This is a genomic window from Skermania piniformis, from assembly GCF_019285775.1.
GTDB classification, from domain to species: Bacteria; Actinomycetota; Actinomycetes; order Mycobacteriales; family Mycobacteriaceae; genus Skermania; species Skermania pinensis.
The window spans coordinates 1,713,502-1,739,925 of record NZ_CP079105.1; the positions used below are offsets into that span (position 1 = coordinate 1,713,502).

General features: G+C 68.6%; 19 protein-coding genes and 1 pseudogene. 16 read left to right on the forward strand and 4 right to left on the reverse strand.

The window, feature by feature from the left end:
• The first annotated feature begins 24 nt into the window (after positions 1-24).
• The 4 genes from KV203_RS07950 to KV203_RS07965 are packed head-to-tail and all read left to right on the forward strand — an operon-like array spanning position 25 to position 3,993.
• A complete protein-coding gene (locus KV203_RS07950; RefSeq protein ID WP_066471834.1) occupies positions 25-1,602 on the forward strand; it encodes a methylmalonyl-CoA mutase family protein in 1,578 nt (525 codons plus the stop codon).
• Positions 1,602-2,015, forward strand: coding sequence for a cobalamin-dependent protein (locus KV203_RS07955; protein ID WP_066471586.1), 414 nt, complete (start codon positions 1,602-1,604; stop codon positions 2,013-2,015). The genes KV203_RS07950 and KV203_RS07955 overlap by 1 nt, the downstream gene beginning before the upstream one ends.
• Positions 2,000-2,956, forward strand: a complete 957-nt coding sequence (locus tag KV203_RS07960) for an LLM class F420-dependent oxidoreductase (RefSeq protein WP_066471584.1) — start codon at positions 2,000-2,002, stop codon at positions 2,954-2,956. Before KV203_RS07955 ends, KV203_RS07960 begins: the two co-directional genes overlap by 16 nt.
• Positions 2,953-3,993, forward strand: a complete 1,041-nt coding sequence (locus KV203_RS07965) for a CaiB/BaiF CoA transferase family protein (RefSeq protein WP_066471582.1) — start codon at positions 2,953-2,955, stop codon at positions 3,991-3,993. Before KV203_RS07960 ends, KV203_RS07965 begins: the two co-directional genes overlap by 4 nt.
• A 53-nt stretch (positions 3,994-4,046) precedes the next feature.
• On the opposite strand, the gene KV203_RS07970 is transcribed toward KV203_RS07965, so the two are convergent.
• Positions 4,047-5,057 carry a ferredoxin--NADP reductase gene (locus KV203_RS07970; protein WP_066471580.1) on the reverse strand — a complete coding sequence of 337 codons (1,011 nt, stop codon included), beginning with the start codon at positions 5,055-5,057 and terminating at the stop codon, positions 4,047-4,049.
• Between the two features lie 70 nt (positions 5,058-5,127).
• Here KV203_RS07970 and KV203_RS07975 point away from each other — a divergent pair, with 70 nt between their 5' ends.
• The 4 genes from KV203_RS07975 to KV203_RS07990 are packed head-to-tail and all read left to right on the forward strand — an operon-like array spanning position 5,128 to position 9,282.
• Complete coding sequence (locus KV203_RS07975; RefSeq protein ID WP_066471577.1) at positions 5,128-6,552, forward strand: class I adenylate-forming enzyme family protein; 1,425 nt, start codon at positions 5,128-5,130, stop codon at positions 6,550-6,552.
• Positions 6,530-7,438 (forward strand): acyl-CoA dehydrogenase family protein, encoded by a 909-nt coding sequence (locus KV203_RS07980; protein WP_066471574.1) that lies wholly within the window; start codon positions 6,530-6,532, stop codon positions 7,436-7,438. Before KV203_RS07975 ends, KV203_RS07980 begins: the two co-directional genes overlap by 23 nt.
• Positions 7,425-8,513, forward strand: coding sequence for an acyl-CoA dehydrogenase family protein (locus KV203_RS07985; protein WP_066471572.1), 1,089 nt, complete (start codon positions 7,425-7,427; stop codon positions 8,511-8,513). Before KV203_RS07980 ends, KV203_RS07985 begins: the two co-directional genes overlap by 14 nt.
• A 1-nt stretch (position 8,514) precedes the next feature.
• Positions 8,515-9,282 (forward strand): enoyl-CoA hydratase/isomerase family protein, encoded by a 768-nt coding sequence (locus tag KV203_RS07990; RefSeq protein WP_066471571.1) that lies wholly within the window; start codon positions 8,515-8,517, stop codon positions 9,280-9,282.
• Positions 9,283-9,332: 50 nt separating this feature from the next.
• Here KV203_RS07990 and KV203_RS07995 read toward each other — a convergent pair.
• The 3 genes and pseudogenes from KV203_RS07995 to KV203_RS08005 all read right to left on the reverse strand — a co-directional run.
• A pseudogene (locus tag KV203_RS07995) lies at positions 9,333-9,490 on the reverse strand (amidase family protein); the annotation flags it as partial.
• A 162-nt stretch (positions 9,491-9,652) separates the two neighbouring features.
• A complete protein-coding gene (locus KV203_RS08000) occupies positions 9,653-9,877 on the reverse strand; it encodes a GntR family transcriptional regulator (protein WP_246600754.1) in 225 nt (74 codons plus the stop codon).
• 40 nt (positions 9,878-9,917) lie between these two features.
• The gene (locus KV203_RS08005) at positions 9,918-10,172 is read right to left on the reverse strand and encodes an aminotransferase class III-fold pyridoxal phosphate-dependent enzyme (RefSeq protein WP_066471569.1); all 255 of its coding nucleotides are present in this window, start codon (positions 10,170-10,172) and stop codon (positions 9,918-9,920) included.
• Between the two features lie 34 nt (positions 10,173-10,206).
• Here KV203_RS08005 and KV203_RS08010 point away from each other — a divergent pair, with 34 nt between their 5' ends.
• From KV203_RS08010 to KV203_RS08045, 8 genes are all read left to right on the forward strand, one after another.
• Positions 10,207-11,061 (forward strand): class I SAM-dependent methyltransferase, encoded by an 855-nt coding sequence (locus tag KV203_RS08010; RefSeq protein ID WP_066471566.1) that lies wholly within the window; start codon positions 10,207-10,209, stop codon positions 11,059-11,061.
• Positions 11,062-11,125: 64 nt separating this feature from the next.
• A complete protein-coding gene (locus KV203_RS08015) occupies positions 11,126-17,578 on the forward strand; it encodes a type I polyketide synthase (protein WP_066471561.1) in 6,453 nt (2,150 codons plus the stop codon).
• A complete protein-coding gene (locus tag KV203_RS08020; RefSeq protein WP_066471827.1) occupies positions 17,571-21,728 on the forward strand; it encodes a type I polyketide synthase in 4,158 nt (1,385 codons plus the stop codon). The genes KV203_RS08015 and KV203_RS08020 overlap by 8 nt, the downstream gene beginning before the upstream one ends.
• Complete coding sequence (locus KV203_RS08025; RefSeq protein WP_083530127.1) at positions 21,725-22,003, forward strand: hypothetical protein; 279 nt, start codon at positions 21,725-21,727, stop codon at positions 22,001-22,003. The genes KV203_RS08020 and KV203_RS08025 overlap by 4 nt, the downstream gene beginning before the upstream one ends.
• Positions 21,991-22,731 (forward strand): alpha/beta fold hydrolase, encoded by a 741-nt coding sequence (locus KV203_RS08030; protein ID WP_066471557.1) that lies wholly within the window; start codon positions 21,991-21,993, stop codon positions 22,729-22,731. The genes KV203_RS08025 and KV203_RS08030 overlap by 13 nt, the downstream gene beginning before the upstream one ends.
• A complete protein-coding gene (locus KV203_RS08035) occupies positions 22,724-23,491 on the forward strand; it encodes an alpha/beta fold hydrolase (RefSeq protein ID WP_083530126.1) in 768 nt (255 codons plus the stop codon). The genes KV203_RS08030 and KV203_RS08035 overlap by 8 nt, the downstream gene beginning before the upstream one ends.
• Positions 23,488-24,636 (forward strand): glycosyltransferase, encoded by a 1,149-nt coding sequence (locus KV203_RS08040; RefSeq protein ID WP_066471555.1) that lies wholly within the window; start codon positions 23,488-23,490, stop codon positions 24,634-24,636. Before KV203_RS08035 ends, KV203_RS08040 begins: the two co-directional genes overlap by 4 nt.
• Positions 24,633-26,393 carry a class I SAM-dependent methyltransferase gene (locus KV203_RS08045; RefSeq protein WP_066471552.1) on the forward strand — a complete coding sequence of 587 codons (1,761 nt, stop codon included), beginning with the start codon at positions 24,633-24,635 and terminating at the stop codon, positions 26,391-26,393. The genes KV203_RS08040 and KV203_RS08045 overlap by 4 nt, the downstream gene beginning before the upstream one ends.
• Positions 26,394-26,424 lie beyond the last annotated feature (31 nt).

The following is a 26,424-nucleotide window of genomic DNA, read 5'->3' on the forward strand; positions in this document are numbered from 1 at the left end:
ATAGTGGAAGTATCATATTCACTGATGAACAACGAAGTGCGTACCTCGTCCGGGATTCCGCTGGAGCCCGTGTACGGGCCCGAGTCCGGATCGGCGGACCCGCCCGATCCGGGCGTGTTCCCGTTCACTCGGGGCAACTTCGCCCAGGGTTACCGCAAGCGGCTCTGGACCTTTCGGCAGTACTCCGGATTCGGCACCGCCGAGGAGTCGAACCGGCGCTACCGCTACCTGCTCGACCAGGGCGGCACCGGCCTGTCGGTGGCGCTGGATCTGCCGACCCAGTGTGGTTACGACTCCGATGATCCCGAGTACGGCGAAGAGGTAGGACGGGTCGGTGTCGCGGTCGACACCCTCGCCGATGCCGAGGTGCTGTTCGCCGGGATTCCGCTCGATCGGATCAGCACCAGCTTCACCATCAACGGCACCGCGGCGATCCTGCTCGCGTTGTATGTCGCCGCCGCCGAACGTGCCGGCGTGCCTCGCGAGAAGCTCACCGGCACCATCCAGAACGACATCCTCAAGGAGTACGCCTCCCGCGGCACCTGGATCTGGCCACCGGAGCCGTCGCTGCGGCTGATCGCCGACACCATCGAGTTCTGTGCCGGCGAGGTGCCTCGGTTCAACGCGATCTCGGTGGCCGGCGCGCACTTTCGCGACGCGGGCGCGAATGCCGTGCAGGAGATGGCCTTCACCCTCGCCGACGGCGTCACCTACTGCGACACCGTGGTCGAGCGCGGCCGGATGAGTATCGACCGGTTCGCCCCGCAGATCTCGTTCTTCTTCTACACCCACGGTGACTTCTTCGAAGAGATCGCCAAGTATCGGGCCGGCCGGCGCCGTTGGGCCACCATCGTGCGCGAGCGCTACGGCGCAACCACGGACAAGGCGTCGATGTTCCGGTTCGGCTGTGTCGCAGGTGGTGCCTCGCTCTACGCCCCGCAGGCGCGCAACAATCAGGTGCGAGTGGCCTACGAGGCGTTGGCGTCGGTGCTCGGCGGGGTGCAGTCGATGTTCACCGCCGCCTGGGACGAGCCGTTCGCGCTACCCAGCGAGGAGTCCGCGACGCTGGCATTGCGCACCCAGCAGGTGTTGGCCTACGAGACTGGGGTGACGCGGGTCGCCGACCCGCTGGGTGGGTCCTACTTCGTGGAGGCCCTCACCGATGCCACTGAGGCCCGGATCGTCGAGATCATGACCGATCTGGAGCAGCGCGGCGGCATGGTGCGCTGTATCGAGGACGGCTATCTGCAAGGGTTGATCGCCGACGAGGCGTACCGACTGCATCAGGCCGAGGAGTCCGGTGAGCGGCCGGTCGTCGGGCTCAACACATTCGTCTCCGACGAGCCGGCGCCCGATATCGATACCTACGCGCTCGACGCCGAAGGCCGGGGGCGGCAACTCGAACGCCTGGCCGAGGTGAAGGCAACCCGCGACAGCGCGGCTGTGCGCGCGACCTTGGCCGCGTTGTCCCGCGGCGCCGAAGGAGATGACAACCTGATGCACCGGTTGATCGATTGTGCCAACGCCTACTGCACCGTGGGTGAGATGACCGCCGCACTGAAGTCGGTCTGGGGCGTGTTCCGGCAGCCGGTGGTGTTCTGATGCCGGCACGCGTACTCGTTGCCAAGCCGGGACTGGACGGACACGATCGCGGCGCGAAGATCGTCGCTCGCGCGTTGCGCGATGCCGGGTTCGAGGTGATTTACACCGGTATCCGGCAGCGGGTCGAGGACATCGTCGCGATCGCGGTGCAAGAGGACGTCGCCGTGGTGGGGCTGAGCATCCTGTCGGGTGCGCACCTGGCCCTCACCGAACGGGTGGTTGTGGCGCTGCGCGCTGCTGATGCGGCCGACATCGCGGTGGTGGTCGGCGGCACCATCCCGCAGTCCGATGTGCCGAAGCTCGTGGCGGCGGGCGCCGCTGCCGTGTTCCCTACCGGCACCCCGTTGGAGACGCTGGTCACGCAGATCCGCGCGCTCACCGACACCTCGGAGGAACCATGCGCATCGGCGTGATGATCGGCCCGGAGAAGGGCGATACCACGCGCAAGCTAGACCGGATGCTGCGGGACATCGCCTGGGCCGAGCTGGTCGGCATCGAGACGGCGTGGATTCCACAGATCCCCACCGACTTCGACGCTCTCATCACGGTCGCAGCGATGGGACAGGCGACCCGCCGGATCGAAATCGGTACGGCGGTCGTGCCGCTGCAAGCGCAGCATCCGGTGGCCCTGGCCCGACAGGCGTTGTCGGCGCATGCCGCTGCGGGTGGCCGACTTGCGCTCGGCGTGGGCCCGTCGCACCACTGGATCGTGCGCGACATGCTGGGCTTGCCCTACGAGAAGCCGGGCGGCTACACCCGGGATTACCTCGAGGTGCTGAACGCGTCGTTGCGCGGCCCGGGCCCGGTGGACGTGACGAACGATTCGTTCACCGTGCACAACCCGACCGACCTCGCGCCGGTCGCGCCGTTGCCGGTGCTGCTGGCTGCGTTGGGTCCGGTGATGCTGCGCATCGCCGGGGAGCAGGCCGACGGCACCGTGCTGTGGATGGCCGACGAGCGGGCGATCGCCGAGCACGTCGTCCCGAAGATCGGGAAAGCCGCAGCCGACGCGGGACGCCCGGCACCGCGGATTGTCGCCGGCCTACCGGTCTGCCTGTGCACGCCCGGTGAAGTGGACGAGGCGCGAGCCCGGGCCAATCGTATTCTCGGCGAGGCCGAAGTATCGCCGAACTATCAACGGCTGCTCGAGCAGGGTGATGCCCGCAACATCGGTGACCTGTGCATCGCCGGGGACCAGGCGACGATCGTGGCCGGGTTGCGCCGCTACGCCGACGCCGGCGCCACCGACGTCTCGGTGCGGTTGCTGCCGATCGGCGACAATCGAGACGAGCTGGTCGCCTCCAAGCGGCGGACGCGGGAGATGATCGCGGAAGTGGCCCGGGAGCTGCGGTGACCGCGTCGGCGCCGCTGGCCGGCATCCGGATCCTCGAGGTCGGGACGATGCTGGCCGGTCCGTACGCGACGATGATGCTGGCCGATCTCGGCGCCGAGGTCACCAAGCTGGAACCGGCCGGCGGCGACATCTCCCGGCAGGTGAGCGACAGCTACTTCGCCAGTCTGAACCGGGGTAAGCGCAGTATCCGGATCGACTTGGGTACCGAGGCCGGCGATGCCCGGCTCGGCGACCTGGTCACGCAGTCGCATGCGCTGCTGGTGAATCTGAAGCCGTCGGCGATCCACCGGCTCGGGCTGACCTACGACGCACTGCGCCGGTGGAACGAGCGGATCGTCTGTGTCGCGATCACCGGCTACGGCTTACACGGTGGCGACGATCCGGCGTTCGATTACGTGATCCAAGCGGCGACCGGGATCGCTGCCCTCACCGGCGATCCGGCGGGGCCGCCGACCCTGCCGGGCTACTCGTCGGCGGACAACTCCACCGGGCTGGCTGCCGCGCTCGGCCTGCTCGCTCAGATCGTCTCCGGCCGCGGCGGTCAGATCGACGTGTCGCTGTACGAAGTGATGTTGTCGCAGTTGAACTATCACGCGGCCACCTATCTGAACGAAGGCACCCGCCCGCATCGGCGCCCGTTCGGCGCCCATTCCTACTATGTTCCGGCCCAACTGTTTCCGACTGCGGATGGGTACCTGGCGCTGTTCGTCACGCATGACGGATTCTGGCGGGCGTTCGCCGGCGAGGCCGGCATCGACGGGTTCGCGACGATGGCCGAGCGGGTATCGCACCGCGCCGAGGTACTGGCGGTCGTGACCGACGCACTGGCCACCGATACGGCGACGAACTGGGAGCGTCGGCTCGCGCCGCTCGGTATCCCGGTTGCCGCGGTGCGCGAGTTGCCGGCGGCGCTCGACGCTCCGGGCGCGCCGGTGGTCACCGCGGGGGAGCGGCGGCTGGTCGGCTGCCCGATCCACGTTTCCGGATATACCCCCCGCTACGGTCCCGCGCCGGGGCTGGGCGAGCACGGACGCTGACCGACTTTTCCCGGGCCTGCACCGTCCACCGCGAACCGGCCGGTCGATCGCGGCTACTCGTAGTCCACGGTGATGTCGGGGGTGTCCGGCACGGCTTGGCAGGTGAGGATGTAGCCGTCCTCGAGCTCCTCTTCGGTCAGCGCCTCGTTCCGGCGGAGCGTCGCCCGGCCGGACGTGACCAGCGCCATGCAGGTGGCGCAGTTGCCCTGCTCGCAGGAGAACGGTGGGCTGAGCCCGGCTCGCCGAGCGCTCTCCAACACGGTTTCGCCGTCCCGCCGGGGCACGGACTTCTTCCGGCCTTTCAGGATCACGGTTACCGTTCCACCCGAGGTGGCCGGCGTCGAGGCCGGAGCCGACGGTTCCTCGGGTAGCGGCGGCACGTCACCGAAGCGTTCGCTGAACACCTGGCCGGGCCCGGGCAGTGCGGACTCGACCAACGCCATGAACGCTTCCGGTCCGCAGAGATAGTGATCGCCCGCAGCGTCGTCGCCGACGAACGCCCGGACCGCGGCTGTCGTGATCAGGCCGCCGACACTGTCCAGGTGCCGCCTCACCTCCAGTCGGTCCGGATAGCGTCGGAGCAGGTCGTCGAAAGCCGCGGCGAAGATCGCCGAGTCGGCGTCGCGGTCGGCGCACAGCAGTCGTACCCGTCGTCCGGTGGCAGCCAGCGCGGCTTTGGTGAGCGAGAGGATCGGCGTGATTCCGCTCCCGCCGCTGTAACCGAGCAGTGGTAGGTCGGTGTCCCGCAGGCAGAACCGCCCGATCGGTCGGGTGATCTCCACCTCGTCGCCAGCGCCGAGGTTGTCGAGCAGCCAGTTCGACACCGCACCGCCGGGCACCCGCTTCACCGTGGTCATCAACTCACCGTCGGTCTCCGGCGCGCTGGACATCGAGTAGGAACGGAACAGTTCGTCGCCGTTCACGGTCACCCGGAACGTGCAGAACTGACCGGCCCGGTAGCGCAGCGGGCCGTCGTGGGGTTCGAGCACGAAAGTCCGGGCGTCCGGTGTCTCGGGGACGACCCGGGTCACGGTCGCGCGCTGGAACAGCGGGGGTCTCGCCATCGACGCCGTCTCCTGGTATGAAAGTTCTATTGATGAGAGAATCATATTCTCACTCAGGAGAACTTCCAAGATGCCGACTCCAGCCACATCCGCCGCGCTCGCCGCCGGCGACCGGACCTACACCCGGCCCGAGCTCGACGCGCTCGCAGCCGGTCTTGCCGCCGAGCTGGCCGGGCGCGGAGTGCGCGGCGGCGATCGCGTGGCGCTCATGTCGTCCAATCGGCCCGAGTTCGTCGTCGCCCTGCTGGCGATATGGCGGCTGGATGCGGTGGTCGTATTGCTCAGTCCCGCGTGGAAGCACGACGAGGTCGCCCACGCGCTGCGACTCACCGGACCTACCCATGCGCTCGGCGACCGGCCGGTGCTCGACGAGCTGCTACCGATGCGGTACCTCGACGCACCGATCACCCCGGCGACGGCGGCGCCGGTCCGATCCGATCCGGCGAGGGATGCGGTCCTGGTGTTCAGTTCCGGTACCACCGGAATGCCGAAGGCGGTTCGACATACCCACGGTTCGCTGGCGGTGGCCGTCCGGCAGTGGATCGACGTGCTCGGGCTCACCGACGCGGATCGGATTCAGATCGCCACTCCGCCATCGCACATTCTCGGTCTGCTCAACATCGTCACCGCGCTCGAAGCCGGCGTCTGGATGCGGTTACACCGGCGGTTCGATCTCGACACGATGCTGCGGTGTATCGCCGAGGACCGGATCACCGTGGAGATGGCGGTCGCGCCGATCGCCCTGGCACTCGCCGGGCATCCGGATCTACCGAGCTACGACCTGAGCTCGCTGCGGTACATCATGTGGGGCGCCACCCCGGTGACGGTCGACGTCGCCGAGCTGGTCAGCGCGCGAACGGGGGTGGGCTGGCTGCCCGCCTACGGTGCCAGCGAGTTGCCGGTCATCGCCTGCAATCCGCTCGACGATGCGCGGCTGGATACCGTCGGTAAGGCCGCACCCGGCGTCGAGGTCCGCATAGTCGGCCTGGATTCCGGGCAGCCGTTGGGCGCGAACGAACCAGGCGAAATCCAATGCCGATCGGCGGCGGCGATGGCCGGTTACCTGCCGGCGGAGGCGACGTCGGTCGCGTTCGACGACGGTTGGTACCGCACCGGCGATGTCGGGACGGTCGATCAGCAGGGCTGGATCCGGATCACCGACCGAGCCAAAGAAATGATCAAGGTACGCGGCTTCCAGGTCGCGCCTGCCGAGGTCGAGGCGATTCTGCACGGCCATCCACTGGTGCGCGATTGCGCGGTGTTCGGGGTGCCCGACGATCGAGACGGTGAGGTGGTCGTCGCCGCGGTGTCGGCCGAGGGAGTCGGCGCCGAAGAGTTGATCCGGCTGGTGGGGGAGCGTCTGGCGTCGTACAAGACACCTCGTCGGGTGGTGTTCGTGCCGGAGATTCCGCGTCTGCCGTCGGGGAAAGTGTTGCGCCGAAAGCTGAAGGGCCGAGTGCTGGAGGAGTGTCATGGACGTACGACTGACCGGTGAGCAGCGGCAGCTGCGCGACGCGGCGGCGCGGCTCGCCGACGAGCTCGGGCCGGGGTCGGTCGCCGACCTGGCCGATGCCGAGCGGGTCGCCCGGCTGGAGAAGGCGGTCGCGACGGCCGGTTATCGCACCCTGCGTTCGGACGGTGCGTCCGGTGTAGAGGTCGCACTGGTCGTCGAGGAGTTCGCTCGTGGGCTGGTGGACGTGCCGTTACTCGGGCCGGTGCTCGCCGACGACCTGCACCCCGCGGACGGGCGGTGGACGGTCGCCGTCGGCGAGCGAGCACTCGACGCGGCGGGCTGCGAGCGGGCGGTGCTGCTCGACGTGCTGCAGGTATCGGCCGGTTCGGTTGTCGATTCGAGAACGGCAGCCGACCTCACCCGTCAGGTCGCGACCGTGATCGATACCGAACGGCTCGGCGACGTGACGCCGGACCAGGCGCGGCGTTGGCAGGCGTTGGCGATCACGGTCACCGCTGCCGATCTGCTCGGTGCGGCGCGCGGCACGCATCGTCTCGCCGTCGAGTATGCGAAGGTCCGCACGCAGTACGGCCACTCGATCGGTTCGTACCAGGCGGTATCGCATCTGCTGGCGGAGAGTCTCGCGCTGATCGAGGGGTCGATCAGCGTGTTGCGGCACGCCGCGTGGGCGGTCGACGAGCTGTCACCCGACGATGCGTTGCGTGCCGCTCGGATCGCGAAGGTGTACCTTGCCCGGGCCGCACGCACCGTCTGTGAAACCTCGATCCAGGTGCACGGTGGCATCGGCAACACCTGGGAGTGCCTCGCGCATGTCTACCTACGGCGCGTGCTGACCTCGACCGAACTGTTCCCGGTACAGCTGGCGGAGACCGCGCGACTGGAGGAGATCGACTGTGGATTATCGTGATTCGCCGGCCGAGGCGGAGTTCCGGACTCGGCTGCGAGCCTGGCTGGCCGAGCACGCCGGCGCGTTCCCGACCGAAGGCGACAAGTATTGGGCGCGGGCCGGCGAGTGGCACCAGGCGCTCTACGGGGCCGGCTTCTTCGGCTTGTCCTGGCCGGCCGAGCTCGGCGGACAAGGCCTGCCGCCGGTCTACGACGTGATCCTGGACGAGGAGTTGGCGGCGGCCGGGGCGCCCGCTCGGCCCAGCCTGGGCTATCTGGTCGCCGGACTCGGCCGGCACGCGAGTTCGGAACTGCAGCAACGCTTTCTACCCGGCATGATCGACGGGTCGCAGCGCTGGTGTCAGGGTTTCAGCGAGCCCGACGCCGGCTCGGACCTCGCCTCGTTGCGCACCACCGCCATCCGGGACGGCGACGAGTACGTGATCCACGGCCACAAGATCTGGACCAGCTACTCCGACGTGGCCGACTGGTGTTTGCTGCTCGCCCGCACCGATCCGAATGCACCACGGCACAAGGGGATCTCCGGCTTCATCGTCTCCATGCACCAGCCCGGCATCGAGCAGCGCCCGCTGACGATGATCAGCGGCGTCACCAAGGAGTTCGGGCAGGTGCTGTTCGACGGTGCGCGGGTTCCGGCGGCACAGATGGTGGGCGCTCCGGGCAACGGCTGGAAGCTGGCGATGACCGTCGTCGGGCATGAACGCGAACCGTCCACCCTCGGCTTCGCCGCGCGTTACGCCAAGACGGTGCGGTTGCTGCAGGAGCGTGTGAACGGGCCGGCGCCGGAGGAACTCTCGTGGGCGGCGGTGCAATCGGAGATGCTCCGGCTGCACGTGCGGCGGCGGTTGTCCGAGCAGCTGGACGGAGTTACCCACGGCCCGGACGGCTCCTTGGACAAGCTGCTGATGACCTGGGTGGAGCAGTCGGTCGGGCACGCGGCACTCGCTGTTGCCGGCACCGGCGACGACGCGATGTTCGGCACCTATCTGTACAGCCGGGCGCAGTCGGTCATGGGCGGCACGTCCCAGATCCAGAAGAACATCATCGCCACCCGCATCCTCGACCTGGGAGCCTGACATGTACGACGTGCCCGCGGAGATTCTTGTCGAGGCCGAAGGCCCGCTGCGGATCATCACGCTGAATCGCCCGGATGCGTACAACGCGGTCGACGACGCACTGCACACCGGCCTGGCGAAGCTCTGGCCGCAGCTGAACGAGGACCGACAGGCGCGGGTGGCGGTACTCACCGGCGCCGGCAAAGCCTTCTCCGCCGGCGGGGATTTCGGCTATCTCGCCGAGCTGGCTCAGGATGCGGATCTGCGGGCGAAGACCATCGCGCACGGCCGGGAGATCGTGCTGGGTATGGCGCGCTGCCGATTACCGGTGGTCGCGGCGGTGAACGGCCCGGCGGTCGGTCTCGGCTGCAGCCTGGTGGCCCTGAGCGACATCGTCTACATCGCCGAGGCGGCCTACCTGAAGGATCCGCATGTGCAGGTGGGCCTGGTGGCGGCGGACGGCGGCCCGCTCACCTGGCCGCTGCACACCAGCCTGTTGCTGGCCAAGGAGTACGCGCTCACCGGTGCGAAGATTCCGGCCGAGCGCGCTCGGGAGATGGGCCTGGTGAACCACGTCGTCGCGGACCCGATGAGCGAAGCGCTGGCCTGCGCCGAACGGATGCTGGAATTGCCACGCCAAGCGGTGGAATCGACCAAGCGGCTACTCAACCTGCATCTGGAACGGGCGGTGCTGGCCACGCTCGACTTCGCCATGACCGCCGAGGATCTGTCTTTCCAGACCGAGGACTTCCGTGCCGTGATTGCCGGCCTGACCGCCAAGTCGGGTTAGCGCGCCGCCGCCCGCCCGCCCACCGTCTTATTAGTGGGTGCGGGAACGGCTCAGCCGGGGTCCGGCGCCACCAGTCGTCGATCGGCATGGCGCGGCCCGATGATCTGCAATCCGACCGGCAGCCCGGCGGCGGTGAACCGCAGGGCACGCTGATCGGGGGCTGTTGGGTCAGGTTGAACGGATAGGTGAACGGTGTCCATTCGGTCCACCGGCGGCCGGCATCTCCCGCTGGCCGCTGCCGGCTCGCCTCGAACGAGGCGCCCACGAGCAGGCCGAGCGGGGTTGCCCTCGAACACGGCACGCGCGGCAGCGGTCTCGACGGCCTCACGTGCGGCGTAGATCTCCATGATGTCGAGCGGGGTCAGCTCGATCACGAACACGCCCGGTTGCGCTGGCTGACCAGCAGCCCCTCCTGTGCCAGGCGCTGGAATGCCTCGCGTACCGGGCCGCGGGAGACGCGCTGTTGCCCAGCAATACGCGCCTCGCTCAGCTGCTCACCCGGGCGGTGGGACCCGTCCAGGATCCGCTCGCGCAGCTGGCCGGAGATCACCACCGAGGTCTGCGGTGCGTTCGGCGGCGTCAGCTGCCGGCCCATCCGGGATTCCGTGGGATGGCCGGGTACGGTACTCGAGAAACTAGCGATCCTGACCCGGCCGTCCTCCCGGCCCAGGCCGGATTGCTCGATTCCGCCGAACGGTGCGGCCGTGGAAGGCGACGATATTCGACCGGTTGGTCGCCATCTTCGCCAGTCCTACCGCGGCCTCGACCGCTTCCGTGCCCGAGTTGACGAAGAACAGCGAATCGAGTCCCGGCGGCAGGTACTCGCCTAGCTTGTCGGTCAGTTCCAACAGTGGGCGGTTCGGGTCGGTGGTGGTCTGCGTATGGATCACCGAGCCGACCTGCGCACGGCCGGCCTCGGCTCCTATGCTCGACCGGGATCAGGAGATCGTGGACAATATACAACGCGTCACGCGTGGCGACTATGCTGCGGGCATGGCCGATCTGGCGATCACGGCTGCCTACACCGCGCAGGTATGGGCCTGGGGCGGCTTTCCGTGTGCCGAGCTGTGCGTCAGCGCCGACAGCAAGCGGGTGTTCGACGCGACCAACGCGGTGCTCGGGGTCATGCGCCGCGGCACGCCGTTGCGTTATGGGTTGGTGCACCGACACGCGATGATCGATCACCTTCTGCAGGTGCAGCGCCCGCAGCGGATTGTCGAGCTTGCCGCCGGCTTCTCGCAGCGGGGGGCGGCGATGAGCGCCGACTCGGACCTGGACTACGTGGAAGTCGACCTCCCCGAGGTCGTCGCGCACAAGCGGGCGCTGCTCGAACGTACGGACGCGGGCCGCGCGGTGCTCGCGCGGCCGAACTACCGACTGGTCGCCGATGATGTCGCGACGTACCAGCTACCACCTGCGGATGTGGTCGTCGCCGAAGGGCTGATGATGTACCTCGGCGCGGCGGCACGTCACCAGCTGTTCACCAAGGCCGCCGGCGGCGCGATCGGTCGGTTGGTTTTCGATCTGACGCCGACGAACGACGAACCCGCGCCGGGCATCACCGGTCGGCTACTCGATACCGCGATGAAGCGATTCACGAACGGGCGTTCGTTCGAGCGCGACGTGCGAACTCGGGCGGACATGTCGGCCGAGTTGCGCACAGCCGGGTTCGGTCGGGTCGATGTCATCGGGGCGGCCGAGGTCGCGCGCGACTGGAACCTGCCGCACCCGGATCGTCGAACCCCGACAGTGATATTCACCGCCGACCGCGATCTGTAGTACGTTCGGATGGTTCAGCCGGATATGGCTATGCACCAAAGAGCTTGATCTATATTCTGCCCGAGTGAATATCGCCGACCGGCGCGCAGCGGAATCGGACGAGGTTATCGTTCTGACCCCGTTCGAGCGACCTGATGTCGGCATCGTAGTCGCGGCCGGTCGGGCCGGGATCTCAGCGGTGCTCGACTGCGGGCACGATCGGGTCGTAGCCGAGCGCGCGCTCGCTGCCGCGGCCCGCTCGGTCGATACGTTCGGCGCGCTGGTGCGCGAGCCGATCGATCTGCCGGCCAACGTGAGTTCGGTGATCGTCACTCGGCCCGAGGACGTCTCGCGCTACCTGCCGCGCCGGGTGCTGGTCCAGGTGACCTCGGTCGACGAGGCAAGGGCCGCAGTGGCGGCGGGCGCATCTGGGGTGATAGCGAAAGGTTGCGAGGCGGGTGGCCGGGTCGGCGACGAGACGACTTTCGTACTGGTGCAGCGGCTGATCGCAATTTTCGATGCTGCTCCCGGCGGTGTCGGGGTCTGGGCGCAGGGTGGAATCGGCGAGCACACCGCGGCCGCATGTGTCGCCGGTGGTGCGGCCGGCGTCGTGCTCGACAGCCAGCTCGCCCTGCTGCCCGAATCTTCTCTGCCGGAATCGATTCGATCCGCAGTTCGGGCGATGGACGGCAGCGAGACGAAGATCGTCGATGGTCATCGGGTCCTGGACCGCCCCGGTTCGGTGGAGTCACCGGCGACGGTGCCGATCGGCCAGGACGGCGCGTTCGCCCATCGATTTGCGCGGTTCGGTTCGGTCGCGGCCGCAGTGGCGCAATTGCATTCTGCGATCGCCGGGCACCGGCTGCTGGCGGCCCGGCACCGGCCGCTCGCTCCGGACGCGCCGTTCGCCGCCGCACACGGCCTGCGGTACCCGATCGCGCAGGGACCGATGTCGCGAGTGTCGGATCGGGCGCGCTTTGCCCAGGCGGTCGCCATGGCCGGGGGGCTGCCGTTCCTCGCACTCAGCCTGATGGACGGAGCGGAGGTACGGGCACTGCTGACCGAGACGACGGCACTGCTCGGCGACCGACCGTGGGGTGTCGGAATCCTCGGGTTCGTGCCACCGGACGTCCGGGATGCGCAACTTGCCGTCATCACGGACTTCGCTCCGTCGGTGGCGCTGATCGCCGGCGGGCTTCCGGCGCAGACGCGACCACTCGAGGCGCACGGCATTCCGGCCTATCTGCACGCTCCCTCGCCCGGGTTGCTCGACATGTTCCTGCGGGACGGCGCGCGTCGCTTCGTTTTCGAGGGCAGCGAGTGCGGCGGGCACGTCGGGCCGCGCACCAGCTTCGCCTTGTGGGAGTTGCAGATCGAGCGATTGCTGAACCATCCCAGGCCGGACGAGCTGAGCGTGTTGTTCGCCGGGGGTATCCACGATGCGCGTTCGGCCGCCATGGTCGCCGTGCTGGCGGCCCCGCTTGCCGCCCGGGGAGTACGGGTTGGCGTCTTGCTGGGCACCGCATACCTGTTCACTACGGAAGCGGTTGCGGCCGGGGCGATCGAGCCGGGCTTCCAGGAAGTGGCCCTGGCCTGCGATCACACGGCTCTGCTGGAGACGTCGCCGGGACACGCCACCCGCTGCGCCGACACGGCCTATGTCCGGACGTTCGAGCAGCAGGCGCAGCGCCTCGCCGAACTCGAGGTGGCACCGAAAAAAGCATGGGCAGAACTCGAGCAGCTGAACCTCGGCCGTCTGCGAATCGCGGCCAAAGGGCTTCGGCGGGACGGGCCGGCGATCGTCCGAGTGCCGCCGGAAGTTCAGCGGCGTGACGCCATGTACATGATCGGGCAGGTCGCGGCGCTGCACGAGGCGACCTGCTCGATCGCCGAATTGCACGACGACGTCAGCGTTCGCGGAACTGCTCTCGTCAGATCGGACCTCGACGAGGAAGACCGGCGCACAACGAATCTCGATCGGCCGGACGACATCGCAGTGGTCGGCGTCGCGGCGATCTATCCCGGTGCGGCTGACACCGAAACGTTCTGGGCCAACATTGTCGCCGGTACCGACGCGGTGCGTGAGGTTCCGCCCGAGCGGTGGAGCGTCGAGACCTTCTACGATCCGGCCGCCACCGACGGCCGAAAGACGCCGAGCAAGTGGGGCGGATTTCTCGACGAGGTGCCGTTCGATCCGCTCGAGTACGGAATTCCGCCCAGGTCACTCACCGCCATCGAGCCGGTCCAGCTGCTCGCGCTGGAGACCGCGCGGCGGGCCCTCGACGACGCCGGGTACGGCGAGCGCGAGTTCGACCGGTCCCGCACCGCGGTGATCTTCGGCGCCGAAGCTGGCACCGACCTGTCGAGTGCATACAACTTCCGCGCGATGTTCCCGCACTGGGTCGGTCGGCTTTCGTCGGAACTCGACGACGCACTCCCGGCGCTGTCGGAAGATTCGTTCGCCGGCGTGCTCGCCAACGTGGTGGCCGGGCGGATCGCGAATCGGCTTGATCTCGGCGGGGTGAGTTACACCGTCGACGCAGCGTGCGCTGCCTCGCTGGCCGCGCTCGACATCGCCGCCAAGGAACTCGCCACCGGATCCGCCGACATGGTGTTATGTGGCGGCGCTGATCTGCACAACAGCATCAACGACTATCTGATGTTTGCCAGCGTGCAGGCGCTGTCCCCGACCGGCAGATGCCACACCTTCGATGCGAAAGCCGACGGCACGGTCCTCGGTGAGGGTGTCGGCTGCGTGGTTCTCAAACGCCTTGCTGACGCCGAGCGAGACGGCGATCGGATCTACGCTGTGATCAAGGCGATCGCTGGGACGAGTGACGGCAAGGGACTGGGCCTCACTGCGCCCGGCAAAGCAGGCCAGATGCGCGCGCTCGACCGCGCGTATCGGCAGGCCGGAATCTCGCCGGCTGCCGTCGGACTGGTCGAGGCGCACGGCACCGGTACGGTCATCGGCGACCGGACTGAACTGGCGGCGTTGACCGAGGTGTACCAGCAGGCGGGGGCGGCGTCGGGCGGATGTGTGCTCGGTTCGGTCAAGTCTCAGATCGGGCACACCAAGTGCGCGGCCGGCATAGCCGGTCTGATCAAGGCGACGCTCGCGATCCACCATGGCGTGTTGCCGCCGACCGCGAACCTGGACCAGCCGATCGACGAGTGGCAACCGGGGACCAGCCCCTTCGCGTTTCTCGATAGTGCCCGGCCCTGGACCGCGGCCACCCGGGTCGCCGCGGTGAGCGCATTCGGCTTCGGCGGGGCCAACTTCCACGCGGTGCTGCGCTCGTACGCCCCGGCGCGGACAGCCGATCGATGGCCCACCGAGCTCGTCCTGGCCCGAGGCCGGGATCGCGCGACTGCGCTCGCCCGGATCGAGCAACTCCTGGCGGATCGGCCGCGGCTGCGTGATCTCGCCCGGACTGCAGCCGCAGATCCCGGACCGGTGCAGCTGGCCGTCGTGGCGGGCTCGCTCGACGAGGTCCGGGAAGCGGCGGCGAAGCCGGCCGACGCCGAGCTGGGCGGAGCTATCGCATTCCTGTGCCCGGGGCAGGGCAGCCAGCGGCCGGGGATGCTCGCCGACTTGTTCCTCAGGTTCCCGCTGCTGCATCGATGGCTCGAGTTCGGGGCTGCCTGGCTACCGAAGATCTATCCGCCGCAGGCGTTCACTGCCGAGACACGGGCCGCGCAGCGCGCCGCTCTCACCGATACCCGGGTGGCCCAGCCGGCACTCGGGGTCGTCGACTCCGCGGTAGCCGAGTTGCTGCAGTTGTTCGGTGTGCGGCCCGACATGGTCGGTGGCCACAGCTATGGTGAGCTCGCCGCACTCGGCGTTGCCGGCGTGTTCACCGAGGCTGATCTGGTCGAGGTCAGTGCTGCGCGCGGTGACTGTATCGCAGCGGCTGCCGAGCCGGGGGTGATGGTTGCGGTCAAGGCGTCGGCGACCGTAACCGCGCCGCTGTTGACCGGTGATGTGGTGGTCGCCAACCACAACTCGCCGAGTGAGTGCGTGATCGCGGGCACCCGGGCGGCGATCGACGCATCCCTCGCGCAGATCGCCGCTGCAGGTTTCGCCACCAGACGGATCGACGTCGGGTGCGCGTTCCACAGCCCGCTCGTCGCGCGGGCGGGCGCGGCATTCGCCGAACGTCTTGCGTCGGTACCGGTGCACCCGCCCCGTATCCCAGTGTGGTCGAACGTCACTGCCGCACCGCATCGGCCGGACACGATTCGCGACGCACTTGCCGCACAGATAACGCAGCCGGTGCGGTTCGCCGAGCAGATCGAGGCGATGTATGCCGCCGGTGCCCGGATCTTCGTCGAGACCGGGCCGGGCCGGGTGCTCAGCCGGCTCACGCGCGAGATCCTCGGAGATCGACCCCATCTCGCGGTGGCGGTGGAGGATGGCTTGCTGCCGGCATTGGCTCGGCTGGCCGGCGCCGGAGTTCCGGTCGATCCGGCACCGCTGTTCTGGGATCGCGACGCGGTCCTCCTGGATACCGCGCACCGGTCCGACGCACGGCACGGCACGGCACGTCCGACGGCCTGGCTGGTAAACGGCCAGCGCGCGCGGCCGGCAACTGCCGAGCCACCGAAACCGGTGATCCCGGTGGCCGCGGCCCCGACCACCGCCGATCCGGCGGAGGTGGTCGTCGAGTACCTCCGCAACATGCGCTCGATGATCGCCACGCAACGTGACGTGCTGCTCGCCTACCTCGGTAGCGGGGCTCCGCACCCCGCCCCGGAACCAACGAGTGACCCACTCGCGCCGTCACCCCGGGCGGTCGAAGCCGGGTTACCGGCGCCGCAGCCGCCTGTGGTGACCGATCCGCTGCAGTTGGTGCTCTCGATCGTCGGTGAGCGCACCGGCTATCCGATCGAGACGCTCGGCGTCGACCTCGATCTGGAGGCGGATCTGGGTATCGATTCGATCAAACGGATCGAGATCGTCGGTGTACTCGCGCAGCGGTTGGGATCGCGGATCGACAACGGGGGCCGCGATCAGGAGGCGGTGGTCGATCAGGATGCGGTGGTCGAGGAACTTGCGACGCGCAAGACCCTCGGCGAGCTCGTCGCCTGGTCGACCGATCGAATGGCCGGACGGCCGGCGGATACGCAGGCGCCTGCGGTGTCGGTGCCCGCGGTGTCGGTGTCCGCACCGGTCGGGCGCTACCGGCTGGAGGTGGTACCGGCACCGCTGGTGGATGGCGATCGCGCGGGCACGCAGATCGCGATCTGTGCCGACGGACCGGCCGGTCGCGAGCTCGCCGACATGCTGCGCGCAGACGGCGCGGACGTGCAGCAGGTGGCGCCCGGTACACCGATCGGCGATGTCGATACGTTTGTCGACCTGACCCCCGGCCACGACGTGGTTGCGATGCGTGGCCGGTTCGAGCGGATCCGTGAGGCTGCACTCGGTGGTGCGCAGAAGATCCTGGTCGCGACGACGAGCGATGACCTCGGTCGGGCCGAAGGTACCGGCGGCCCCGCCGGGCTGATCCGGACTCTGGCGCTGGAATGGCCCGGGATCACTGCGCGGGCCGTACACCTCGAGTCCGAGTGTGATACGGCGACCACGTTGCGCACCGAGCTGCGCGTCGCCGACCGCACCGTCGAGGTGGGCTACGTCGGCGGCAACCGGGTGCGGCCGGAGATCGTCGCGGCCGCGCTCCCGACGGTCGATCGGCCATTCCCGCTCGACGCGGAATCGGTAGTACTCGTCACCGGCGGGGCGCGCGGTATCACGGCGAAGGCGGCGATCGCGATCGCCGAGCGCTACGGCTGCCGGATCGAACTGATCGGTCGGTCGCCCATCCCAGCCGACGAGGATCCGGCGCTGGCAGGTGCGGTCGACGCGCGGTCGCTGCGGTCGCTGCTCGCCGCCGATGTGGCCGCCCCGGCCGAGATCGAGGCGCGCTGCCGCCGCGTGCTCGCCGACCGGGAGATTCGGGCGACCCTCGCCGCGCTCGGGGAACTCGGGTCCTACCGGGTCGCCGACGTCCGCTCGGCCGAGTTCGGCGACCTGATCGACGAGCTCTATGCGATCCACGGCCGGATCGCCGGCGTGATCCACGGCGCGGGCGTGTTGGAGGACAAACTGATTCGGCACAAGACCGGTGAGTCGTTCGAGCGGGTGTTCGCCACCAAGGTCGTCGGTGTCCGAACGCTCGTCGAGCGGCTCCGCGACGACGTCGACGTGGTCGTGTTCTTCTCCAGTATCTCCGGCGTGCTCGGCAATCGGGGCCAATCCGACTATGCGGCGGCCGGCGATGTGCTCGACAAGCTCGCGTGGTCGTTGCAGCGGCGGATATCGGGCCGGGTCGTCTCGATCGATTGGGGACCCTGGGGCGACATCGGGATGGCAGCCGGGCTGGCGGGGGAGTACGCGCGGCGCGGAATCGATCTCATCGATCCGGTACTCGGCGTTGAGGCACTGCTTGCGGAGTTGGCCACCGGCGACGACGCCCAGGTGATCCTCAGTGCTGCCGATCCGCGGTTGTTCGTCGGGTCCGCCACCGATGTCTGAGCCGGTCGCGGTGGTCGGGATGGCTGCGGTATTCCCCGGCGCACCCGATCTCGACGCGTACTGGTCGAATCTCGTCGGCGGGGTCGACGCCGTCACCGCGATCCCGCCGGACCGGATGGACACCGCATTCCGGGACCTGTTCGAGACCACGCGAGGCGGCTTCGTCGCGCCGACCGTCGATCCGGTCGGGTTCGGCATCATGCCGGTCGCCGCGGCGAGTGCCGAGCCGGACCAGCTGCTGGGCCTGTCGGTGGCTGCCGCGGCGCTTGACGATACCGTCGGTCCGGTCGCTCGGAACCGGACCGGGATCGTTCTCGGTCGCGGTGCCTACCACACCCCGGGCATCGCACGCCTGGTCGACCGGGTGCGCGCTCCGGTGCAACTCGCGACGACCTTGGCCGAGCTCGGCCTGGATGCCGCGACGATCGATGCGGTGGTCGCTGCGTTCGGATCGCGGTCGCAAGCCGGTACGGACCCGATCGGTCTGGTGCCCAACCTGGCCGCGTCGCGGATCGCCAACCGACTCGACCTCCGCGGGCCGGCCTACACGATCGACGCCGCGTGTGCTTCCAGCCTGCTCGCGATCGACCAGGCCGCCCGGGAACTGACCGAACACCGCTGCGACGCGATGCTCGCCGGCGGGATCCACCTCTGCCACGACGTCACGCTGTGGACGGTTTTCGCCGAACTCGGTGCCCTGAGCAGGAGTTCGGCGATTCGTCCGTTCGATCGCCGCGCGGACGGAATCGTGATCGGCGAGGGAGCCGGGGTGATCACGCTGAAGCGTCTCGCCGATGCCGAGCGCGCCGGCGACCGCATCTATGCGGTGATTCGCGGCGCCGGCGTGTCCAGCGACGGCCGCGAGTCGGCTGCGATGCGCCCGCGCGTGGACGGCCAGCTCGCTGCGCTCACCGCTGCGTGGGCCGCCGCCGACTGTGATCCCGCGACGGTCTCGATGGTGGAGGGGCACGGGACAGCCACTCCGGCCGGGGACGAGGTCGAACTCGCCGTGCTCGGCCGATTCTTCGGTTCAGCGGCGTCGGCGCCGGTTCGGCCGCTCGGTTCGGTGAAGTCGATGATCGGTCATGCGATGCCCGCTGCCGGTATCGCGGGTCTGATCAAGACCGCACTCGCGATCCACCACGGTCTCGTGCCGCCGAGCCTGCACTGCGAAGAGCCGAGTGACGCGCTCGCAGCGGCACGATTCCGGGTCCCGGCCGTAGCCGAACCCTGGTCGGGGATACGACGCGCGGGCGTGAGTGCGTTCGGGTTTGGTGGGATCAACGCGCATGTAGTGCTGGAAGCGCATCCCGCGACGACCGTGGCGTCGCGAGTCCGACGTCGTCCGACCGGATTGGCGGTATCAGCACGCTCGATCGAGGATCTGCACGCCGCCATCGAGGCGCCCTGGCGATCGGCCGCCGGGCCGTTCCGGCTGGCTCTGCTGGATCCGACGTCGGACCGGATCAAACTGGCGCACAAAGTTGTAGAGCGTGGTCTCGGCTGGCGCGGCACCAAGGACATCTGGTTCACACCGGCTGGGCTCGGCGCCCTCGGCGGTAAACTCGCCTACGTCTTCCCGGGCGTCGAGGCCACGTTTGCGGCGAACCTGGACGGTCTCGACCTCGCCCCCGACGCGGCGGCCGCTGTTGCGCGAGCGAACACGACGGGGGTCTCCGAGGTCGGCGAGATAGAGGTGCGCGGACACGGGGTATTCGCTCTCGGCCGGGCACTTGCACAGATCGTGACCGCGCTCGGAGCGAGCCCCGATCTGTTGGCCGGCCACAGCATCGGTGAGTGGACCGCGATGGCGGTCGGCGGGATGGTCCCGCCGGCGACGGTCGACGCGTTGCTCGCCGAGATCCCGGCCGGCATGGACTATCCCGACGTCCGGTTTGCGGCGATCGGCTGCGGTGTCGAGGATGCCAGGCCGGCGCTGGACGGTCTGGACGCGATTGCGGTGACCCACGACAACTGCCCGCACCAGACCATCGTGTGCGGGGTGCCCGCTTCGGTGCAGACCGCGATCACCCGGCTCGGTCGCCGGGGTGTGCTGTCCCAGGTACTGCCGTTCCGGTCGGGTTTTCACTCGCCACTGTTCACCGACTACCTCGGCCCGCACCGGGCGCGCATCGCCGCGATCGCCCTGCAACGTCCGTGCGTGCCACTGTGGTCGGCGACGACCTGTACCCCTTACCCGGACGACCCGACCGCGATCCGAGTACTCGCTGTCGATCATCTGGTGCGCCCGGTGCGGTTCCGGGAGCTGATCGAGCGGTTGTACGCGGACGGTGTTCGGGCGTTCGTCCAGCTCGGCGTCGGTAGCCTGGCCGGCTTTGTCGACGACACCTTGCGTGGCCGCGAGTTCCTGGCCATCGCAGCTGCGGCGCAACATCCCCGGCAGCTCTCGCGGGTCGCCTGTGCCCTGTGGGTCGACGGTTTCACCGAGGACCTCGACCTGGGGATCGAGCAGCCCGGTCGCGGTACCCGGCTGGATCTCGGCGTCCCGCTCGTGCACCTGGCGGAGTCGGTGTCCCGGCCGCAGTTTCGCCGTGATCCGGCGGGCGGCGCCGGGGTTTCGGGTGGCCCGACTTCCGGTCTTTCGGGCGCGGACGGCACCGATCCGGTGCTCGCCGAACTGGTTGCGACGCTGGACGAAGCCGCCGCCGCGAGTCGCGCGGTCGTCGAAGCGTATCGGGCCGGCCGGCCGAGGGTGGTGTCGACGGTGACGACCATGTCGCGGGTGCTGTCGGTCGAGACCGAGCCGGCGCTCGGCGACCATTGCCTCGTCCGGCAACCCCAGGATGCGTCGGCGGCGGATCGCTACCCCGTCGTTCCGATGACCATGATGATCGCGATGATGATCGATGCGGCCGAACGGCACGCGCCCGGTCGGGTGCCGATCGGTTTAGAGGACATTCACGCGGCCCGATGGCTGGCGGTCGCGCCGCCGGTGGAGGTCGAGATCATTGCCCGCGGCGACTCGACGCGGATTCGGGTGGAGATCCGCGGCCATGCCAGTGGCACGGTGCTGTTGGCAGATCGGTATCCAGCCGCACCCGTACCCGAACTCCCGGAGCTGACCGGTGCGCGGCCGGCTCCGTTCGATGCACGCCGGATGTACGACGAACGCTGGATGTTCCACGGTCCCCGGTATCAGGGCGTCGGTGTGCTCGGACCGATCGGGGACGATGGCATCGACGGTGTGATCGACGTCCTACCCGCCCCAGGTGCGTTGCTCGACTGCGCCGGTCAACTTCTGGGCTGGTGGGTGATGCACACTCGAGCCCAGGATCGCCTCGCGATGCCGGTCGCGATCGAGCACATCTCGCTGTTCTCGGCCGAACCGGAGGTCGGCCGGCGCGTCGCCTGTCGAGTGCGGCTCCGGCAGGTCGGTGAACGTCAGGTGCAGGCGAATCTCGAACTCGTCGCCGGGGATCGGGTATGGGCGCGGATCGACGGTTGGATCGACCGGCGGTTCGACACCGACGCGGCTGCGTGGGATGTCTTCCGCCATCCCGAGCGCAACGTGCTTGCCGACGATGCCGGCGCATACGTCGTGGTCCGCGAACACTGGCGTACGGCTGCGTCTCGCGAGCTGATGCTGCGGCGCTACCTCGGCGAATCCGAGCGCGCGGTGCACGACGAACTGGGGCCGCGAGCGCGACGTGGCTGGTTGCTGGGTCGGATCGCGATCAAAGATGCCGTCCGGCAGTATCTATGGTCTCGTGGCGCGGGCCCGTTGTACCCGATGGAGATCGAAGTGCGCAACGATGCGAGCGGCCGGCCGGTGGTCGATCCGGCGGGAGTGCACGTCTCCGTCGCGCACAAGGACGACGTCGCGGTGGCGATCGTCTCCGATCGTGCGGTGGGGATCGACATCGAACGCATCGAGCCGCGCAGCGAGTCGTTCGCCGCCTTGGTGTGTTCGGCCGCCGAACGGGCGCTCGGTGGTCTCGACGACACCGACGAGTGGTTGACCCGGTTGTGGGCGGCGAAGGAGGCTGCGGCAAAGGCGAGGGGTCACGGACTCGGCGATCCTCGAAGCGTCGAGGTGACCGCACGAAACGGTGGGCGGGTTCGGATCGGTGAGTACTGGATCGCGAGCCGCCGCGAAGGGGAGGAGATTGTCGCATGGACAGTCCGATGAACAGTGAAGCGGAGATCTTGCGCACAGTCGAGCGACTCGTCGTCGAGGTCGCCGGCGACGAGATCCTGTTCACCGGCCCGATCGCGATGCAAACCACGTTCAACGGCGATCTGGAGCTGGAGAGCATCGAATTCGTGGCGCTTGCGGAGAAATTGCAGAATCACTACGGCTCGGCCGTCGACTTCGTCGGCTGGATCTCGACGAAGGAACTCGACGAGATCATCGCCCTGACCGTCGGCGACCTGGTGGAGATGATCGCATCATGCCGCTGGTAGCGGCGAACGGTGTGCAGCTGCACGTGCAGGATCTTGGAACGGCGGGGCCGCCGGTGGTCATGTTGCACGGCTTGCTGATCGGGAGCGCCGCGTCGTGGTACTTCACCTCGGCCCCGGTGCTTGCGCGTACCCGCCGGGTGCGCGTCTACGACCTGCGTGGGCACGGGATGAGCGAGCTCGCCCGCAGCGACTACAGCGTGTCCGCGATGGCCGCCGACCTCGCCGCGATTGCCGGTGACGAGCCGGTCGACCTCGTCGGGCACAGCTGGGGCGCTCTGGTCGCATTGCGTTTCGCCCTGAATCATCCGGCGCGGCTACGTCGGCTGGTGCTGGTCGAGGCGCCGATGCCGCCGTCGAGCATCCCCGAGACGATCGCGTTCGCGGCGAACACCGATCCGGCCCGGTTGGTGGCGGCGCTGCCGGTCCAACTGCGCGTCCCGGGCCGGCGCCGCGAACGGTTGGTCCGCTCGCTGGAACGGTTGGTATCGCAGACGTCGCTGGTTGCGGAGCTACTCGCCGAGCGGGAGCCGGATTCGGACGAGCTAACGCACCTGGCGCCGTCGACTCTCCTCGTGTACGGCGATCGGTCGCCGTGTCGCGATGGCGGACGGCGCCTGGCCGAGGCGATTCCCGACGCTCGCTATACCGAACTGCCGGGCGGACACTATCTGCATCTCGACGCGCGCGATGCGCTCACCGAGCTGATCGTGGGACACCTCGATGGTTGACGTGATCGCGAACGGAGTCCGCCATCACGTCCAGCGCTTGGGGCACGGCGAAGAGACCGTCGTGTTCGTGCACGGGCTGGTGATGGACAACCTGTCCAGCTTCTACTTCACACTCGCCAGTCCAGTGGCGGCGACGTCCGATGTTGTGTTGTACGACCTGCGCGGGCATGGCATGTCGGAACGCCCGGCGGCGGGCTACGCGGTCGCCGACCTGGTCTCCGATCTCGCGGCGTTGCTCGCCGCGCTCGCGATCGACCGGCCGGTCGCTTTGGTCGGCAACAGTTTCGGGGGGTTGGTCGCGCTCGCGTTTGCCGCGAAGTATCCCGACCGGGTCACGCGGCTGGCGTTGATCGATGCGCACGACGGAACCGCCGGCTGGGCCGCGCAGATGAGCGCCACGCTGACCCTGCGCGGCACGGCCCGGGACGCGAAGATCGCCGAGTCGTTCGCCGACTGGCTCGGCCGGCACAGCGAGCGGAAGCGAAACAGGTTGGTGCGCATCGCGGGAGCCCTTATCGGCGAGACGTCGCTGGTCACCGACCTCGGCACCTCGCCGGCGCTGACCGCCGAATCACTGGCCCGCATCGTCTGCCCGACACTTGCGCTGTACGGCGAGTTCTCCGATGTGCGCGACCGCGGCGAAGCGCTCGCAGAAACACTGCCTGCCTGTACTTTTCATTCTTATCCAGGCTGTGGTCATTCGGTCCTGTGGGAGGCTACCGCTGCGGTGCGCACCCGAGTCGTGGAGTTTCTGCGATGAAGTTCCTGTTCGTCGTACCGCCCCTCGTCGGCCATGTCAATCCGACGATCTCGGTGGCGGCTGCTCTCCGAGCGCGCGGTCATCGCGTTGCCTGGGTCGGGCATCCCGATCCGGTACGTCCGCTGCTACCCGCCGACGCGCTGCTGTTCGCGCTACCGCCGGATACCGACCCGGCACGTTCGCGTGCGGTGGCTGCGGCGGCGCGGACTGCTCGGGGCGCCGCAGCGCTGAAACTGCTGTGGGAAGACTTTCTCGTGCCGCTGGCGCACCAGATGCGGCCCGGCGTCGATGCTGCGGTGCGCGAGTTCGCCCCGGACGTCCTCGTGGTCGACCAGCAGGCGTTGGCCGGCGGGATGGTTGCCCGGGAGCGTGAAATCCGATGGGCGACGTTCGCGACGACCTCGGCCGACATCATCGATCCGTTGGCGACACTACCGCAGGTGAAGCGTTGGCGCGGTAACCTTCTGAGCGGCCTCGGGTTTCCGGCGAGCGGCGAGTTGTCGCCGCACCTGGTCGTGGTCTTCTCCACCCCGGCACTGATCGGGCCGGTGGATCGGTACCCGGGACACTTCAGCTTCGTCGGTCCGTCGTTCGGCTGGTCTGGTCGGTCCGATTCGGCGGTGCCGGGCAGCGGTCGGGTGGAGACCAGCTCGTTCCCGTTCGCCGAGTTGCGTCGGCCGTGTGTGCTGGTGTCGATGGGAACGGTGAATACCGCTGCCTGCGATCGGTTCTACGCGGTCGTCACCGCTGCGATTCGCCGAGTCCAGGTTGTGCTCGTCGGCGACGTCGCGGCGCCGAAGAATTTCATCGTGCGGCCGCACGTGCCACAACTCGCGTTGCTGCCCCGGGTCGACGCGGTCGTCTGCCACGGCGGGCACAACACGACGTGTGAGGCGCTCGCGCACGGGATACCGCTGGTCCTCGCGCCGATCAAGGACGATCAGCCGTTCATCGCCGATCAGGTGATTGCCGCGGGTGCCGGCATCCGGGTGAAGTTCGGTCGGGTACAGCCGGACGGGCTCGCCACGGCTGTCGATCGGGTGCTCACCGAACCCGCGTTCCGGGCCGCTGCACACCGTGTCCGCAGCTCCTTCGCCGACGCCGGTGGCGCAGCCGCTGCGGCTTCTGCGCTGGAGGCGCTATGACTTATCTGCTGTCCGTCCTTGCGGTGCTGTTCGTGCTCGATGCGCTTCGGTTGCGGCGCCGGGCCGGCGCGCTGGACGTACTCGGGCCGGCCGAGACCGCGGAGATGCTGCCGACCTACGAGATGGTCACCGCGCCCGGGATCACCGTCGACCAGGCGACCGAGCGGTCGGCTGCGGCGTTTGCCGGCGAGCGTGGACTCGACCTGCTCGACCTGGTCCCGGCGGGCATCTCGCTGAACCACGCGATGACCCTGGTACAGCTGGTCGATCCGTCGACCTACGGTGCCGACCGGCTACGCCCCGGATACACCGTCGGCCACGCGATACTCATCACCGCCGACGTTGTCGAACGGACGGCGATCACGGTTCCCGCCGACGACCTCGAGTTCGCCAGGTTGGCAGTGCGGCTCAAGCCCTACGGTAAGGCCGGTCTGGCGATCGCCCCCGGTACCCCGGCCCGACCCGGGAAGATCGACCAGCGTTTCGATGTTCTGCGCACGATGCTCGGTCCGGCGACCGCCCCGGCGATCGGCGCACTGCCGGTGCTCGGGATCGTCGTCGGGGTCGGCACCTGGCTTGCCCCGATCGCCGGCCTGGCGGCAATTGCTGCCTGGCATCTGCAGCCGCTGCTCGTATTCGCCGGTACACACCTGCGCCCGCGGCGTTTGCTGGTCTCCAGCCTGCTGCGGTTTCCGACCGAGTTGCTGCTCGCCTTCGGCGCCGTCTTCGCCCGTCGCAGAAGACAACTCGGTAAACATCCGACGCCGACCGAACAGCTCTTCGAGCCGCGCCGATCGACCTGCCCGATGTGCGACGCGCCAGATCCGGTACTGCACCTGCGTAGCCCCGATCGGATCAAGCACAAGCCCGGCCGGTTCACCCTGGAGCGTTGCCAGTCGTGTCGTCACATCTTCCAGAACCCCCGCCTGTCCGTCGCCGGCCTGGACTACTACTACCGAGATTTCTACGACGGGCTGGGCGAATCCGATATGGAGTTGGTTTTTTCCGCCGCCGTCCGATCCTATCGAGATCGGGCTCGGATGGTGAAACACCACACGATGCCGGCCCGCTGGCTCGATGTCGGCGCCGGCCACGGTCATTTCTGCATCGCTGCGCGCGACGAGTTCCCGGACACTCGGTTCGACGGACTGGACCTCAGCGAAAGCATCGACGAGGCGAAGCGCCGTGGTTGGGTGGACACCGCCTACCGTGGTTTGTTCGCCGACCTGGCGTCGACGTTCGCCGGTCGATACGACGCGGTCAGCATGAGCCACTATCTCGAGCACACCACGGATCCGCGGGCTGAGATCGGGGCTGCCCGGACCGCGCTCGAACCCGGGGGATACCTGCTGATCGAAGTTCCGGATCCGGATTTCGTCCTCGGCCGCGTGTTACGCAGCTACTGGCTCCCCTGGTTCCAGCCGCAGCATCTCCACCTTCTGCCGGCAGCGAAGCTCGGCTCGATGCTTGCCGAGTGCGGGTTTGTCCCTCTGACATGGCATCGTGGTGCGGCGCATCAGCCGGTCGATCTGTTCTTCGTCGTATATCTGTTCCTGGACCGGCTCGCGCCGCCGACCGACCTACCTTGGCGGCCGAGGCGTTGGCTTGCTGCCGCGCGGTTCCGGCGCACACTCGTGTGGACGCTGGGTATGCCCTTCCTTCTCGCAGCCGGCCTGACCGACCTGCTGCTCGCACCGTTGATCGCCCGAGCGCGAGTCGGCAACACCTATCGGGTCGTCGCTCGAAAAGAGGACTGAACGCGTCTGCAGTTCCCGACCGGCTCCCCCC

Bases quoted from the DNA above. Each gene is read 5' to 3' on its own strand.
- KV203_RS07950 (WP_066471834.1), top strand. From the start codon at position 25: ATGAACAACGAAGTGCGTACCTCGTCCGGGATTCCGCTGGAGCCCGTG.
- KV203_RS07955 (WP_066471586.1), top strand. From the start codon at position 1,602: ATGCCGGCACGCGTACTCGTTGCCAAGCCGGGACTGGACGGACACGAT.
- KV203_RS07960 (WP_066471584.1), top strand. From the start codon at position 2,000: ATGCGCATCGGCGTGATGATCGGCCCGGAGAAGGGCGATACCACGCGC.
- KV203_RS07970 (WP_066471580.1), bottom strand. From the start codon at position 5,057: ATGGCGAGACCCCCGCTGTTCCAGCGCGCGACCGTGACCCGGGTCGTC.
- KV203_RS07975 (WP_066471577.1), top strand. From the start codon at position 5,128: ATGCCGACTCCAGCCACATCCGCCGCGCTCGCCGCCGGCGACCGGACC.
- KV203_RS07980 (WP_066471574.1), top strand. From the start codon at position 6,530: ATGGACGTACGACTGACCGGTGAGCAGCGGCAGCTGCGCGACGCGGCG.
- KV203_RS07990 (WP_066471571.1), top strand. From the start codon at position 8,515: ATGTACGACGTGCCCGCGGAGATTCTTGTCGAGGCCGAAGGCCCGCTG.
- KV203_RS08000 (WP_246600754.1), bottom strand. From the start codon at position 9,877: ATGGGCCGGCAGCTGACGCCGCCGAACGCACCGCAGACCTCGGTGGTG.
- KV203_RS08010 (WP_066471566.1), top strand. From the start codon at position 10,207: ATGCTCGACCGGGATCAGGAGATCGTGGACAATATACAACGCGTCACG.
- KV203_RS08020 (WP_066471827.1), top strand. From the start codon at position 17,571: ATGTCTGAGCCGGTCGCGGTGGTCGGGATGGCTGCGGTATTCCCCGGC.
- KV203_RS08025 (WP_083530127.1), top strand. From the start codon at position 21,725: ATGAACAGTGAAGCGGAGATCTTGCGCACAGTCGAGCGACTCGTCGTC.
- KV203_RS08030 (WP_066471557.1), top strand. From the start codon at position 21,991: ATGCCGCTGGTAGCGGCGAACGGTGTGCAGCTGCACGTGCAGGATCTT.
- KV203_RS08035 (WP_083530126.1), top strand. From the start codon at position 22,724: ATGGTTGACGTGATCGCGAACGGAGTCCGCCATCACGTCCAGCGCTTG.
- KV203_RS08040 (WP_066471555.1), top strand. From the start codon at position 23,488: ATGAAGTTCCTGTTCGTCGTACCGCCCCTCGTCGGCCATGTCAATCCG.
- KV203_RS08045 (WP_066471552.1), top strand. From the start codon at position 24,633: ATGACTTATCTGCTGTCCGTCCTTGCGGTGCTGTTCGTGCTCGATGCG.